Raw genomic sequence first — 14788 nt, 5'->3', positions numbered from 1 at the left:
CCATGAGTCTACAGGAAAGCTATAACACTCTTACCGTTGAGATTAACAATAAAGTCGCCCATATCGTGCTTAATCGACCAGATGAACTTAACTCAATGAATGTCGACTTTTGGCATGAATTTCCAAGCGTCATTCAGGAGATTAACCATCAATCTGCGGCTCGTGCCATTGTGATCTCATCAACTGGCAAGCATTTTAGCGCCGGGATGGATTTAGCCGTGTTTAGTGCAAACAACAATGATGACAATATCGAATTAGGCCGTAAACACGAGCAATTACGCCGATTAGTTCTTAAATTACAAGATTGCTTTAATGTCCTTGAAACAGTCCGCATGCCGGTACTTGTGGCCATACAAGGTGGCTGCATTGGTGGCGCCGTTGATATGGTCACTGCAGCCGATTGCCGTTATTGCACCAGCGACGCGTTTTTTAGCATAGAAGAAACCAAACTCGGTATGACCGCCGATGTGGGCACATTACAACGTTTACCAAAGCTTATCTCTATTGGCTTAGTAAAAGAACTCGCCTACACGGGTCGCAGAATGCCTGCGGCAGAAGCCAAGCAAGCCGGTTTAGTTAATCAAGTGTATGACGACCATGGGTCAATGCTTAGTGCTGTTTTAGGCATCGCAGCAGAAATGGCCGCCCGCTCGCCCTTAGCTGTCGCGGGTTGTAAAGAAATGATTAACTATGCCCGTGATCACAGTGTCGCCGACAGTTTAAATTATATGTCGGTGTGGCAAAGTGGCATGTTTCAACCACAAAACGACATGATGGAAATCTTTACAGCCAAAGCACAAAAGCGCGAACCGCAATTTGCTGAGCTGCTTCAAATTGATCCAACAAAAATATTTTAAGCATGGGATATTATTGTGCGATTGCCAATTAATTCGTTTTATAAGTGAATAAATTTAATCGACAATATCGCTAACTCTGTAGAGCAAACAATGACAAAACCCTTAATTAATCTTGTGCATGCAAACGGCTTTCCAGCGGGAAGCTATAAAACATTGCTTACTGAATTTGAAAACGACTATCGCACTGTTGCCCACAATCAATTTGGCCATAATGCGCGGTACCCCATACACAACAACTGGCAACACCTTGTCACTGAATTAATTGAATTTATTAAAAAACAAAATGAACCAGTGATTTGTGTTGGGCACTCATTTGGTGGCGTTATTTCATTTATTGCCGCCTGCCAACACCCAGAGTTGTTTCGTGGATTAGTGATGTTAGATCCACCCGTTGTCACCGGCGCGTTTTCGCATTTATTGCGTGTTATTAAGCGTACGCCTTATATTGATAAACTTTCCCCTGCCGGTAAAGCAAAAACACGGCAGAACCAATGGCCAGAAAACACCAATTTGGTTGAATATTTTTCACAGAAGGCTTTGTTTAAAAACTTTGATCGCCGCTGCCTACAAGACTATGTACATTCGGGAGCGATACGACGAAATCAACGATTAGAGCTGACCTTCTCTCCAGCCGTAGAAGCGGATATTTTTAGGCATTTACCGACTAATCTTGCTAAGTACAAAAACAAGTTAACCGTACCTGCAAAACTGATTTACGGTGAAAACACCACAATCTTTCCGATTAAACATTTTTATCGTTTTGCCAAGCTCAATAATATTGAATTAATCGCATTGCCAAAGGGCGGCCATATGTTCCCATTAGAACAGCCTGAAAACACCGCAGCCATAGTCAAAGAGATAATCAAAGATTGGTAAAAAAACGTCGTACAAGTGAGTCAATAAATAGGAGCACGCCATTATGAAAATAGCCACATTATTTACTGCCCTAACCTGTAATCTGGTGTTTATCGGCTCAACGATGGCTTTGCCTCTTGATAAAATTCAATTACCTGCAGGATTTACCATTGATCTATATGCCGAGAATGTAGAGAATGCGAGACAGATGGCCCTTGGTGAAAACGGAACTGTTTTTGTAGGCAGTCGCAAAGCAGGCAAGGTTTATGCGCTTATAGACAATGATAATGACTTTAAAGCCGATAAAAAAATCATTATTGCGAAAGATTTGTTTATGCCATCCGGACTTGCTTATCATAACGGTAGCCTATATGTCGCTGAAGTGGATAAGATCTGGCGTTACCCAGCTATTGAGGCATCACTACCCATTATTGCGAAACCCGAATTAGTTTTCGATAAACTGCCCAGCAAAGCCCATCACGGCTGGAAATTTATTGCCTTTGGGCCAGATGGACACTTATATATTCCCGTAGGCGCACCCTGCAATGTATGTGAAAGTGATTTACCTTTTGCGTCCATCTTAAAACTCAATGTCGACACTAAACAAACCACGATTGTGGCTAAAGGTGTGCGTAATAGTGTTGGGTTTGATTTTCATCCCGTTACGGGCGAGCTATGGTTTACCGACAACGGCCGCGACATGATGGGCGACGATTTACCCGACGATGAGCTTAATCATGCTACTCAAATTGGGCAACATTTTGGTTTTCCCTATGTGCACAACACAAACATTAATGATCCTGATTTCACAAACGCCAAAATAGCTAAACTCAACACGCCTCCGGTATTAACGTTAGGCGCTCATGTTGCGGCATTAGGCATGGAGTTTTATCAAGGTAGTCAATTCCCTTCAGCTTTTCAGCAATCAATCTTAATTGCCCAACATGGCTCGTGGAACCGCACTAACAAAGTCGGCTATCGTGTTATGCAGGTTGAGCTTAAAGACAATAAAGTCATTGCCTACAACCCCTTCGCTACCGGATGGCTTGAGGGTGAGCAAAGCTGGGGCCGCCCAGTGGATGTGATGACCCTTACTGACGGCTCAATCTTAATATCAGATGACTTTGCCAATGCAATTTATCGGGTGAGTTATAACAAGCAGTAATGTTTTTCAGGCTTAATCTTAGATGATAGTAAACTTACTAAGCCACTTCTTGTCGTCCCAGCAGAGCTGTTGAGCTGGGCTCCAAGTGTTTGTTGTGTTTTTTAGTTTTGGCTAAAATGTGTGTGGCTAAGATGTATGTGACAGGCAATGATAAGTTAACGTGTTCTTTTGTGTAAAGGATTCAAGTGCCTCAATTTCAGGTTTGATTTGAGTAATTCCAGTCATGACTTCTGACTAATTTTAGATAGAATTTAGCTTAAGGCACAAGTTTTGAATTGTTTATAAAAGTTTACCCTGACCTCACGAAATTACTTTAAGTCATGATTGACGCAGACAATTTTGTATACACGGCTACCAAGACGGTAACCGCGTGGGCACCTTTATAAACCTTATTTTGACCACCAAGCAAACGGGGTTTAAGGTTATTTAGATGTTACAGGTTCTTAAATCCACACTCTTTATAGCCACCAGTGCACGCAGACCACTTGTACCGACTTGTTGCATGACATGTGTAAAAACCGGTATTTGTTCTACCTGGGGCAAGCGAAGAATCACTACCACAACTCCATTTCCCATCTTTCTTTTCTATGCACATCTTCACATAAATCGTTTGCGAGCAACCGTTCTTTACTTTAATTTGCAATGAGTCTGGAGAGCCACAGCTATTTCCCCAGCTATCGTCGAGTAATACACAGTGCTGCGCATCCGCAGCGAAAACACTAGCTGATAGCCACAAACTGATAATCGAAATAATGCCAATTAATTTTGTCATACTGTTACCTTTTGTTCGCCCAAATAAAGAAATGCTCTAGGTATCGGGCGAATTAAACACCTAACAGCTTATTGAGCGGCTCTCCGATAAAAGCCGACCTTTGTGTTATTGATTAACATCACCCTACATTTCCTATATCTCTGAACTAAAGCAATTTAATGACTCTTACACTCAAATAAAAACTTAAATTGCACCTTAAAAGGCTCAAGATAAAATGTAAAAATAAACCAAACAACAATAATATATTAAAATAGCTCTAATTTTCTCAACATAGTCTTTTAGATTGATTTTTGTTCACCGATTCTTAATATGTAAGCGCCTAGGCAAAAACACATGCTTTTCACTAAGTGGCTAAATTTACATTTTAAAAAATGTCATATATGGCCATGTTGATGGTATTAAGCTAATAAATTTACTTATTGATAGAAAACCGATATTGACTGAATACGAATGTAATACATATCAAAATCTGGCATTAATCGATACATTGTAATTTGAGTATGTTGGTAAGTACGGTATTTTTATGGACGTTAAACGAAGTCAATTTTCACACAAAAACACATCATTTGTTCTTTTTTTGCTTTTTGTATGCTCTGGCGTTGCCAGTGTTCATGCAAATGCCGAAGAACCAATCCCTTATCAATCTGACTGGCTGAAAAATCATTACTCAGAACGAATTGCACATTTTACATTACAGCCTTTGCGATCAAATGATATTGTATTTATCGGCGACAGTATTACAGAGCAAGGGCTAAATTGGGCAATTAGGTTTAATGATCTGCGAGTGAGAAACCGTGGTATTAGCGGTGACACGACCTATGGTGTTTTGGCTCGCCTAGACGAATTAAAAATGACACAACCTAAGGCGATATTTTTAAAAATAGGTGTAAACGATATTTATAATTTTTATTATATTAAACAAGTAAAAAACTTATCGTCTGTCAGTGAAAACATCGAAAACATCGTAATACAACTAAACGAAGCCCTGCCTAATACGCCTATTTTTGTGCAAAGTATTCTGCCTGATCATCGCGCTTTTATCACTGACATGGTGCAAACCGTTAATCAACAAATCAAAATGATTAAACACGCACGTTTTACCTATATCGATTTACATGCTGCATTTTTATCCTCAAATGGCACAATGAACAAGGCTCTCACTACCGATGGGACACATTTAAATCAAGCAGGCTACGCACTATGGGCGGAGCAACTGGCTCCAATAATGGCAGAGTTAAAATGAAGTATATTTTTATCATCTATTTTGCAGCTATAAATTTTTGCCTTGCAGATGAAAAACCCATACACAACTACCCAAACGGGGCAACAAAAGCCGTTATATTCAGTTATGATGATGGTGTTATTCAAGATAGAAAATTGGTTGAATTATTTAATCAATATCGTGTTATTGGTACATTTAACTTAAATTCTGGGTTGTTTGGTAAAAAACTACCTTGGATGAAAGCCTTTACTGGCAAAGAAGGTGAATACATTAACCTTGATGAAATCAAGTCGCTTTACAAAGGCCATGAAATTGCAAGTCACAGCTACTCACATCCTGGCTTTGCTGGCTTAAACGAAGCAGAACTCAAATTTCAACTTTCTCGCGATCAACAAATTTTAGCGCCGATTAAAGGCAGCCCCTTAAAATCATTTGCTTACCCTTTAGGTTCGTACGATAGCGCCGCCATGCAATTAGTTAAACAAACTGGATTGACTAATGCAAGAACCACAAACGATACCCATAATTTTGAACTACCCAAAAACCATATGGAGTGGAACCCTACTGTACACCACGAAAAAGCAATGCCATTAGTTGAACAATATATCGCACTTAAAAGCGAAAAACTGACCGTGATGATGATATGGGGCCACGCTTGGGAGTTTGATAAAAAGACCCAAAATAATAATTGGGATTACGCTGAAAAGCTTATTCGGACTATCTCAAACAAAGATGATATTTGGTATGTATCGGCAGCAGAGTTTATTCAATTTTTAGAAAATACCAAACAGTAATATAGCCCCACTAAATCGATACAGATTAATCTCATGCTTACCTTACGTATTAGTGGCTAAACGAACGTTGGGACAACACCACCATCAACTATCTGCTCTACCACTAAACTCGCCCATGCATTATAAATGGGTGCGCCTGGGTGAAACCCATCGCTCGCCATCACTTGGCGCATAAATTCCAGCATAGATAGTTCTGGTTGTGGGTTGTCTAAGGGCAATGTAATCATGGAAAATTGACTCGTTCGATTGCCCTGCTGGTTAAGTTTGAATATTAATTGCTGCAACCTGCGATTAAACTGATTTGCACGTTTGCCTAAACTCCACCGAAGTGGATTGGGCAATGCCGGAAACAACCCCAATGGCGGTAAAGCCGTTACGAGGATCAGTTTAGGTTGATAACGCACTCTGATGAGTTCAAAAAATTGCTGTTGTTGCTGTACCCACTTTCCACAACTCACCGATGAGGTAATATCGTTAACCCCTAATGACGTGACGATAACATCAAAATGCGTTTGCCCGAGTATGGGATGACTACACTCAACCGGCTCATTGAGTGCTTGTAAGGTACTTGATGTGGTTGCCCCTGTTTTAGCAAATAAAGCGTAATTGACATCTACTTTGGGGCTTAATTGCTCAAGGATTTGGCCCAATAACGCCTCACTTTGATTTGTCACCCCAACGCCTGCTGCTGCAGAGTCTCCTAAAATCAATAATTTTAACGTGGGGTTTGGCCCGGTTTGACCGACACGTTCGCCTTCTGGCTCTGCAAGTCTTGGGGTTGTGCGGCGCACTTTGAGCCCTTGTAATATCAACACTGGGGCCAACATAATCGATAATCCGTGATACAACATAGCTGTCCTTAATATGAATTAACTAACCTGATATGAGATTAACTCAAGTCTTTAATGGCCCGGCCTATGCCATCGACTGTCAAAGGGTACATTTTGTTGCCAACCAGCTTTTGAATAATCGAAATTGAATGATGCACCTGCCAGTATTGTTCTGGCTGTGGATTTAGCCAGGCCACTTTATGAAAATGACCAAGTAACCGATTCATGTAGTCTATTCCGGGTTTTTCATTCCAATGTTCAACACTGCCACCTTTGGCAATAATCTCGTATGGCCCCATCGTAGCATCGCCAACAAAAATCACTTTATAGTCAGACGAAAAAGTCCGTAACACTTCTTCTAGTTCGATGGTTTTATCAAACCGGCGATTATTGTCTTGCCATACTCTTTCATATAAGCAGTTATGAAAATAAAAAAAGCGCAAGTGTTTAAATTCGCTGTGCGCGGCAGAAAATAACTCTTCACAGGTATGAATGTAATCGTCCATTGAACCGCCGATATCAAAAAACATCAGCACTTTTACCGCGTTATGACGCTCTGGCTCCATGTGTACGTCGAGCAGGCCGCCATTTTGAGCGGTTGAGCGAATAGTGGTATTAATATCGAGTTTTTCACTGGCACCTGTTCGTGCAAATTTACGTAACTTTTTAAGGGCCAATTTAATATTACGGGTGCCAAGCTCTCGGTCCTGGTCAAAGTTTTTAAACTCGCGTTTATCCCAGACTTTAACCGCACTGTAATTTCGGTTTTTATCCTGACCCACTCGTATGCCTTCAGGGTTATAGCCATAAGCGCCAAAAGGCGATGTGCCACCTGTACCAACCCATTTATTACCACCAGCATGACGTTTTTTTTGTTCTTCTAAACGCTCTTTCAGTGTTTTCATTAGCTCTTCAAGACCGCCAAGTGCGTTAAGTTGGTCTTTTTCTTCTTGGCTTAAATGTTTTTCAAACTCTTTACGCAGCCAGTCCTCTGGTAAAATATTGTCAAATATATCAATATGTTCGATACCTTGAAAATACTCAGCAAAGGCGTTGTCGTATTTGTCGTAATAGATCTCATCTTTTACCATGACAATCTTGGCTAAATTATAAAACGCTTCAACGTCAGCAAACACCACGCCTTTTTTAAGCAAAGCAATAAGATCAAGTAGTTCACGCAAACTACACGGTACTTTGTGTTTTTTTAGGGTGAGAAAAAAATCAATAAACACAGCTATACTACCTGTTTCTGCGGCTCATAAAGGCCAGTTTTTCGATCAACGACACATCTTGTTCATTCTTTAATAATGCGCCAAACAACGGAACGATGTCAGATTGTTTATTCAGTAAGGTCTGTTGTGAAATGTCGTCCGATATCAGCAGTTTTAACCAATCAATGAGCTCAGATGTTGACGGCTTTTTCTTAATGCCATTGACGTCACGCAAATCGAAAAATACCTCTAATGCTTGCTGTAACAACTCCTGCTTAACATTCGGATGATGCACATCGATGATCTTGGCCATTTCCTCTTTGGTCGGAAACTTAATGTAATGGAAAAAACAACGTCTTAAAAAGGCATCGGGCAGCTCTTTTTCGTTGTTAGAGGTGATGATAATAATGGGACGTTGTTTTGCTTTAATCACTTGTTGAGTTTCATAGACATAAAATTCCATTTTATCGAGCTCTTGCAGCAAGTCGTTAGGAAATTCGATGTCGGCCTTATCGATTTCATCAATCAATAAAATGGGGCGTTGTTCTTCTTCAAATGCCTGCCATAACTTACCTTTCACAATGTAGTTGCTAATGTCATGTACACGGGCATCACCTAACTGGCTGTCACGCAGGCGAGATACGGCATCGTATTCATACAAACCTTGCTGGGCTTTCGTGGTCGACTTAATATGCCATTGATACAGTTTACAGTTAAGTGAGCACGCTAACTCTTCTGCTAACTGTGTTTTACCCGTGCCAGGCTCCCCTTTTATCAATAACGGTTTTTCGAGCGCAATGGCGGCATTAACCGCTAATGTGAGGTCGTTTGATGCAATGTAGTTTTGGGTACTTTTAAACATGGTTAACCTTTCTATTCATTCGTTATTTTTGTTTATACTTTGAATCATTAAGCAAGCTTGATCGCAACTGGAGTGCCATTAAACGCCGCGTTTCCTGTCAGCATATCAACTCGTTTAGCATCTGTTAAATCATTAATGCTCACGCCAGGTTGAGTCTGGGCAACAGACATATTGGTGCCTTGCTGATTATGACCCCACCCTTGCGGCATGGTGACAACGCCTGGCTGAATATCATCTGTGATGACCACTTCTATGTTAATTTCTCCCACGGCTGAGGTAACAGTAACCACTTGTCCCTGCTCAATACCCAGTGCTTTGGCATCAAGAGAATTGACCTCTAAAGTACAAGGATTTTTTCCTTTAATTAACCGCTCTGAATTTTGGGTCCAAGTGTTGTGGCTTTTCACTAATCGTCGGCTGATTAAATCAAATGGATATTGATTATCACGTGTGGTTTGAGTCATGACCGCCTGCAAGCGCGGTAAATCGTCGCGATACACCTGCGGGAATAAATCAATCTTGCCATTAGTGGTTTTAATTCGCTCTAATAAACATGGCATTAATGGGCCAATGTCAATGCCGTGTGGATTATCGATTAATTTTTTCAAACTCATGCCCTGCTTGCCATATGGACCTTGTTTAAGCTCCATATCCAAAATCATTTCAGGGGTAACTTGCTGCATTGGGTCGTCGGCACCAATATTGAGCATGCGTGCAGAAATCTCTTTCAATATTTGCCAATCGTTACGTTGATCGCTGTGCTTTTCAAATAGCGGCGCAGAATATTTAACCGTGTTTCTAACAGAAAACGAGTTAAAGAAAATATCAAAATGTGAGTTTTCGACACCCGTGGTGCCCGGTAAAATAATGTCAGCGTATTTGGTGGTTTCATTGAGGTAGATATCAATCGACACCATAAAATCAAGCTCGTTAAATGCCGCGGCAAGCTGATGACCACTCGGTGCAGATAATACAGGATTACCAGCAACCGTAATCAAACTTCTAATTTGGCCTTCACCCGGTGTTTGGATTTCTTCAGCTAACGCTGCGACTGGAAATTCACCATTAAAAAACGGTAATTTACGCACGCGTGATTGATGTTGACCAAATGATGTTTTATGACCCGCATGGTGATTACGCAATAAATCAAAAGCTGGTTGTGGAAACATTGCCCCACCAGCGCGATCAAAGTTACCAGTAATGATATTGAGTACATTAGTGAGCCATAAACAGATACCACCAAATGACTGGGTTGATGCCCCCATGCGGCTATAACAAACAGCTGAGTCTGCAGCTAACATTTGCGCTGATAAGGATTCAATCTCCTCTGCAGCAATGCCCACTAATGGACTGACAACATTTGGCGAGTAATCTTTCACTAGGTTTTCGACGTCATCTAACCCTTCAACCTTGTCGCTTAAATGACGTAAATTGACCTTGTTATGCACAAATACACAATGTATCAATGCCAGCAGTAAAAAGGCGTCTTTTTCAGGGCGAATAAACACATGTTGATCGGCTATTTTAGCGGTGCGGGTTTTTCGCGGGTCGACAACCACGACTTTGCCACCGCGTTTTTGGATGGCTTTTAAGCGACCAATAACATTTGGTGCGGTCATCATACTGCCATTCGACACGACAGGGTTTGCCCCAATAATTAACATAAAATTAGTTCGGTCAATATCAGACACGGGGATTAACATGCCTGCGCCAAACATAAAATTTGCGGCCACATGATGCGGTAATTGATCGGCAGAGGCTGAGCTAAACCGATTAAGGGTGCCGAGTGATTTCATAAACGGTTTGAGAAATAACGCATTGCCTAAACTGTGAGCGTTGGGATTGCCTAAATACACCGCTAATGCATTTTTGCCATGTTGTTGCTGAATACTTTTGAATTTATCGACAATTTCAGTCAACGCATCATCCCAACTAATGGCTTGCCAACCTGAGGCCGTGCGTTTTATTGGGGTTTTTAAACGGTCGTTATCCGTATAAAAATCTTCTAACGCTAATGCTTTGGGGCAATTGTAACCTTGACTAAATGGGTCAAGTTGATCGCCTTTAATAGAGATAATTTGCTGATCTTGATAGCTAATTTCTAAGCCACACATGGCCTCACAGATATTGCAATTTCGATAATGGGTATTGATTTCGCTCATATTGTTTACCTGCTGGCCAGATGTTCAATCAATCAGCACAACCAGATGTCGGTTGTGCTAATGAATTAATGATTAAATTTTAACGATTAATTTGCCTTTGTTAGCACCCGTAAAGAACAAATTAAGTCCGGTCATTGCTGATTCAAGTCCCTCTAAAACATGCGCGCGATGCTTAATCTGTCCATTCATGACATAGGGTGTCAGTTTTTGTAATAAGGCCGGAACATCGCCAAAGTGGTCTGGCATAGTAAAGCCTTGGATAGTGAGGCGCTTTTTGATCACCTGGATCCAATTAGGGCCTAAATCAGGCACAGCTTTAGCATAATCAGCAATCATGCCACACACCACTATGCGTCCATGGGCATTCATTCTGGCGAATACATGATGTTGAATAGGACCGCCCGTGTTTTCAAAATAGATATCAACACCCTTTGGCGTTAGCTCCACAAGCTTGGCTTCTATATCATCTGTTTTGTAATTAATGGCACCGTCAAAACCTAATTCGTTTACAATCCACTCTGCTTTTTCATCGCTGCCAACAACACCAATGACCGTTAATCCATCCGCTTTCGCCAGCTGTCCAACAATAGAGCCCACTGAGCCCGCCGCACCTGAAACCACAATGGTTTCGCCCTTTTTAGGTTTACCCACATTAAAAAGTCCTTGGGTAGCCGTTAAGCCTGGTAACGCAAAAACTGACAATATGGCTTCATCGGGTAATGGCGCGGTCACTTTGTTTAACCCTGGGCCATTACTTAAAAAATATTCTTGCCAACCCATCATGCCCATTACACGATCACCCACGCTAAAGTCTAGATGCTTGCTTTCAACCACTTCACCAATCCCTGAGCTGCGCATCACCTCGCCTAACTCAACGGGTGGAATATAGCTTTCTGTGTCTGGGCTCATCCAGCCAAACATGGCAGGATCAAGTGACATATGGCTCTGTTTAACGAGAAATTGACCATCGGCAACGATTGGCATCGGCTTTTGTACTACTTCAAATAATTCTGGGCCTACTGGGCCGCCTTGTGGACGAGCGATAAGATTGATTGCAGTAAATGTGCTCATGTGTACACTCTCATTTTCTGTTAGTTAGGTGCCTGTATTAGGCGTTATATAAATATTTTTAGCTAAAAAGCTGGCTAATATGTTTAATGCTGCTGATCTTCTGGTTACGATAAAAATGTTTAAAGTGAAACGCTAATTTTTCACTATCAACAAACACTTGCTTCCAATACTTAATTCGTTGCTCGGGTGTTAATTCAATAAAGTCTTTGCGGTCGGGAATTTTTTGATATGGCAACGATGCAACAAACTCGGCAGAGGGGCAAAGCAACACGGTTTTATCGTAATGTTGTAATCTGACATTGCGAGACAAATTTTTATCAAACCATCCCGCTTTTAAGGTGGAGCTAAAATGTGGGTACAAGGTTAAGCCTTCATTTTGAATAGTAAAGTCAAAATGATAATCGATAATGCCGCCATCTCGGTACATACCGGGTGGACAATCAGGAATATCCTTAATCCCTTGCATCACCATCGGGATAGAGCCTGACGCAAGCAAGGCGCGTTTGATATTTTGCTCAGATAAACCTACGACGGTAGTCGGAATACTATCTGGGTCATTTATCACTAAATCACTTTGATAATGTTGAAAAATAAACCGTTCATACTGGCTTTTAAGTAACGGCCTACTTAGCGCATTACGAATAAAGCTATTGGTTAACCCTATACCTTGTTTAAGGTTGTTTTCTGAAGCCACAAAACCATTGCATTTAGCCACTATAAAATGCGCTTTAAATACTGGATTATTGACGATTTCATCGGCGCCTGTTGCGCCAAATAATTGTTCGAGTAACTCAAATGCCTTGGTTGTAATCTCCAGCGGTTGTGGCTTTTTATCATCTGAATACACGGTTTCACTGTAGTTTTTAGCCAAACGTTCTATGGCGGCAACCGGATTTTTTTGTGCAAAACATGCAGCACGAAAGGCCCCCGCACTCGAGCCTATTAGGTTTAATGGCTGTTGTCTGTCTTTAAAAAAGTCGCCAAAAAGATATTTGTCTAAGCCAAACAAGGTGAACCACTTGGGGCCACCGCTGGCACCTAAAAATGCGCTAAATAGCTCAGGAGAAAAGCCATCTTGTTGTATTGTTTTTAAGGCCGTGTCACCGGCATAAATTTCTAACATATAATAATGGTTACTGACTCTTACAGCGACGCAATGCCAAAGTGAATCTGGTTAACGTGAAGATTCTCCGCGGCATGACGATTAACTGTCGTTGATTTAGGAAAAAAGACACACTGAGTCGCTATACAACCGACTCAGTGCTGTGGATTAGCTATGCCTTACTACGCAAGTCTTTACGCAATACTTTACCGACATTACTTTTGGGTAATTCGTCCATAAACTCGATGATTTTAGGGCGCTTATAATTGGTGAGCATTTCGGCGCAATGATCAAAAATATCTTGCTCAGTAAGATTGGGATCTTTACGCACAATATACACTTTTACCCGCTCACCAGTGGCATCGCATGACACCCCCACCGCAGCGGCTTCAAGCACACCTTCATGGGCCACAATGACTTCTTCAATTTCATTTGGGAATACATTAAAACCCGACACAATAATCATGTCTTTTTTACGGTCAACGATTCTAAAGAAACCGTTTTCATCCATGGTGGCAATATCCCCCGTGGCTAACCAACCGTCTCTTAACACTTCATCGGTGGCTTTTTGGCGATTGTAATAGCCTTTCATGACCTGCGGGCCTTTCACCCACATTTCGCCAGGCTCGCCCAAGGCAACATCTTCACCATCAGCGCCAACTAAACGAATATCAGTAGACGATGCAGGTAAGCCAATAGAGCCATTGTATTTTTCTTGATTGTACGGACTCATCGTGACTAATGGTGCGCATTCTGTTAAGCCGTAACCTTCTAATAATTTAGAGTGAGTCACTCGCTCCCAATGTTCAGCCACAGGACGCTGTACAGACATACCGCCGCCAAAACCCATTTTAAGTGCGCTAAAGTCTAATTGATCAAAACCCGGAGTATTAAGCAAACCATTAAATAAGGTATTGACTCCCGTGATAACGGTAAATTTATACTTGGCTAACTCTTTAACAAAACCAGGCATATCGCGTGGATTCGTGATCAGTAAATTTTGACCACCAAAGGGTAAAAAGGCCAAGCAATTAGAGGTTAATGCGTAGATATGGTAAAGCGGCAATGCCGTAACCATAAACTCTTTGCCAATTTCGTAGACATTTTTGGTCACCGCATTTGATTGTTCAAGGTTGGCCACCATATTACGGTGCGTCAACATCGCACCTTTTGAAGGGCCTGTCGTACCACCGGTATATTGTAAAAAGGCTAAATCAGCACCCGTTATGTCGACAGGCGTAAATGTGCTTTTACTGCCTTTGGCCATGGCATCATTAAACTTAACCGCATTAGGTAAAACAAAAGGTGGAACTTGTTTTTTAAGATGCTTGATTGCGCCATTAATTAACGCGCCTTTAATCAAGCCTAACCTGTCCCCAACACTGGTGGTAATAACATGTTTAACGTCTGTATTATTGATAACAGCCTGTAATACATGGGCAAAGTTTTCTAGAATGAGAATGCCCTTTGCACCCGAATCTTTAAGTTGGTGTTCTAATTCTCGTGCGGTGTACAAAGGATTAACGTTAACAACGGTTAACCCTGAAATTAAAGCACCAAATAAGGCGATAGGATATTGCAACACATTGGGGATCATAATGGCGAACTTGTCACCTTTGACTAAGCCTAAATCGTTTTGCAAGTAAGCCGCAAATTCTGTCGCTTGTTGTTCGAGTTGTTGATAGGTTATGCTGACATCCATATTGATAAATGCCGTATTACTTGCATATTGCTTGGTATATTTAAAAAACAATTCTGCCAACGAATTGTATTTATCTGGATCGATTTCAAACTCAACCCCAGGCGGGTAACTCTTTTGTAGCCAAACTTTTTCCATAATACTGTCCCCTTTATTATGATGCGAAAACTATCGCCGTTTTTATTA

The 14788-nt window shown here is 41.3% G+C and carries 13 protein-coding genes; 5 read left to right on the top strand and 8 right to left on the bottom strand.

Annotated elements, in window-relative coordinates; all coding sequences use genetic code 11:
• The first annotated feature begins 2 nt into the window (after positions 1-2).
• The 3 genes from PQR79_RS04895 to PQR79_RS04885 all read left to right on the top strand — a co-directional run bounded on the left by PQR79_RS04895 (position 3) and on the right by PQR79_RS04885 (position 2877).
• Positions 3-857 carry a crotonase/enoyl-CoA hydratase family protein gene (locus PQR79_RS04895; protein ID WP_238103776.1) on the top strand — a complete coding sequence of 285 codons (855 nt, stop codon included), beginning with the start codon at positions 3-5 and terminating at the stop codon, positions 855-857.
• Positions 858-947: 90 nt separating this feature from the next.
• Positions 948-1733 (top strand): alpha/beta fold hydrolase, encoded by a 786-nt coding sequence (locus PQR79_RS04890; RefSeq protein WP_238103777.1) that lies wholly within the window; start codon positions 948-950, stop codon positions 1731-1733.
• A gap of 43 nt (positions 1734-1776) precedes the next feature.
• Positions 1777-2877 carry a PQQ-dependent sugar dehydrogenase gene (locus tag PQR79_RS04885; protein ID WP_238103778.1) on the top strand — a complete coding sequence of 367 codons (1101 nt, stop codon included), beginning with the start codon at positions 1777-1779 and terminating at the stop codon, positions 2875-2877.
• A gap of 433 nt (positions 2878-3310) precedes the next feature.
• Here the strand turns inward: PQR79_RS04885 and PQR79_RS04880 are convergent, their stop codons facing one another.
• A complete protein-coding gene (locus PQR79_RS04880; protein ID WP_238103779.1) occupies positions 3311-3649 on the bottom strand; it encodes a hypothetical protein in 339 nt (112 codons plus the stop codon).
• 523 nt (positions 3650-4172) lie between these two features.
• On the opposite strand from PQR79_RS04880, the gene PQR79_RS04875 reads away from it, so the two are divergent.
• A complete protein-coding gene (locus PQR79_RS04875; RefSeq protein ID WP_238103780.1) occupies positions 4173-4892 on the top strand; it encodes a GDSL-type esterase/lipase family protein in 720 nt (239 codons plus the stop codon).
• Positions 4889-5665 (top strand): polysaccharide deacetylase family protein, encoded by a 777-nt coding sequence (locus tag PQR79_RS04870; protein ID WP_274408395.1) that lies wholly within the window; start codon positions 4889-4891, stop codon positions 5663-5665. Before PQR79_RS04875 ends, PQR79_RS04870 begins: the two co-directional genes overlap by 4 nt.
• Positions 5666-5721: 56 nt before the next feature.
• On the opposite strand, the gene PQR79_RS04865 is transcribed toward PQR79_RS04870, so the two are convergent.
• The 7 genes from PQR79_RS04865 to PQR79_RS04835 all read right to left on the bottom strand — a co-directional run bounded on the left by PQR79_RS04865 (position 5722) and on the right by PQR79_RS04835 (position 14740).
• The gene (locus tag PQR79_RS04865) at positions 5722-6516 is read right to left on the bottom strand and encodes an SGNH/GDSL hydrolase family protein (RefSeq protein WP_274408394.1); all 795 of its coding nucleotides are present in this window, start codon (positions 6514-6516) and stop codon (positions 5722-5724) included.
• Positions 6517-6554: 38 nt separating this feature from the next.
• Positions 6555-7727, bottom strand: coding sequence for a vWA domain-containing protein (locus PQR79_RS04860; RefSeq protein ID WP_238103783.1), 1173 nt, complete (start codon positions 7725-7727; stop codon positions 6555-6557).
• A gap of 7 nt (positions 7728-7734) precedes the next feature.
• A complete protein-coding gene (locus tag PQR79_RS04855; protein ID WP_238103784.1) occupies positions 7735-8568 on the bottom strand; it encodes an AAA family ATPase in 834 nt (277 codons plus the stop codon).
• Between the two features lie 47 nt (positions 8569-8615).
• Positions 8616-10730 carry a molybdopterin-dependent oxidoreductase gene (locus tag PQR79_RS04850; protein ID WP_238103785.1) on the bottom strand — a complete coding sequence of 705 codons (2115 nt, stop codon included), beginning with the start codon at positions 10728-10730 and terminating at the stop codon, positions 8616-8618.
• Between the two features lie 72 nt (positions 10731-10802).
• Positions 10803-11801, bottom strand: coding sequence for an NADP-dependent oxidoreductase (locus PQR79_RS04845; protein ID WP_238103786.1), 999 nt, complete (start codon positions 11799-11801; stop codon positions 10803-10805).
• A gap of 58 nt (positions 11802-11859) precedes the next feature.
• Positions 11860-12924 (bottom strand): patatin-like phospholipase family protein, encoded by a 1065-nt coding sequence (locus PQR79_RS04840; RefSeq protein WP_238103787.1) that lies wholly within the window; start codon positions 12922-12924, stop codon positions 11860-11862.
• A 151-nt stretch (positions 12925-13075) separates the two neighbouring features.
• Positions 13076-14740, bottom strand: coding sequence for an AMP-binding protein (locus PQR79_RS04835; protein ID WP_238103788.1), 1665 nt, complete (start codon positions 14738-14740; stop codon positions 13076-13078).
• Positions 14741-14788 lie beyond the last annotated feature (48 nt).

This window comes from Shewanella metallivivens (assembly GCF_028750675.1).
Classification (GTDB): Bacteria; Pseudomonadota; Gammaproteobacteria; order Enterobacterales; family Shewanellaceae; genus Shewanella; species Shewanella metallivivens.
This window is presented reverse-complemented; position numbering and strand designations above follow the sequence as displayed.

What these genes read in the sequence shown, in the direction of transcription:
- PQR79_RS04845 (WP_238103786.1), bottom strand. Translation starts at nt 11,801, where the DNA reads ATGAGCACATTTACTGCAATCAATCTTATCGCTCGTCCACAAGGCGGC.
- PQR79_RS04840 (WP_238103787.1), bottom strand. Translation starts at nt 12,924, where the DNA reads ATGTTAGAAATTTATGCCGGTGACACGGCCTTAAAAACAATACAACAA.
- PQR79_RS04865 (WP_274408394.1), bottom strand. Translation starts at nt 6,516, where the DNA reads ATGTTGTATCACGGATTATCGATTATGTTGGCCCCAGTGTTGATATTA.
- PQR79_RS04855 (WP_238103784.1), bottom strand. Translation starts at nt 8,568, where the DNA reads ATGTTTAAAAGTACCCAAAACTACATTGCATCAAACGACCTCACATTA.
- PQR79_RS04885 (WP_238103778.1), top strand. Translation starts at nt 1,777, where the DNA reads ATGAAAATAGCCACATTATTTACTGCCCTAACCTGTAATCTGGTGTTT.
- PQR79_RS04850 (WP_238103785.1), bottom strand. Translation starts at nt 10,730, where the DNA reads ATGAGCGAAATCAATACCCATTATCGAAATTGCAATATCTGTGAGGCC.
- PQR79_RS04890 (WP_238103777.1), top strand. Translation starts at nt 948, where the DNA reads ATGACAAAACCCTTAATTAATCTTGTGCATGCAAACGGCTTTCCAGCG.
- PQR79_RS04875 (WP_238103780.1), top strand. Translation starts at nt 4,173, where the DNA reads ATGGACGTTAAACGAAGTCAATTTTCACACAAAAACACATCATTTGTT.
- PQR79_RS04870 (WP_274408395.1), top strand. Translation starts at nt 4,889, where the DNA reads ATGAAGTATATTTTTATCATCTATTTTGCAGCTATAAATTTTTGCCTT.
- PQR79_RS04835 (WP_238103788.1), bottom strand. Translation starts at nt 14,740, where the DNA reads ATGGAAAAAGTTTGGCTACAAAAGAGTTACCCGCCTGGGGTTGAGTTT.
- PQR79_RS04895 (WP_238103776.1), top strand. Translation starts at nt 3, where the DNA reads ATGAGTCTACAGGAAAGCTATAACACTCTTACCGTTGAGATTAACAAT.
- PQR79_RS04880 (WP_238103779.1), bottom strand. Translation starts at nt 3,649, where the DNA reads ATGACAAAATTAATTGGCATTATTTCGATTATCAGTTTGTGGCTATCA.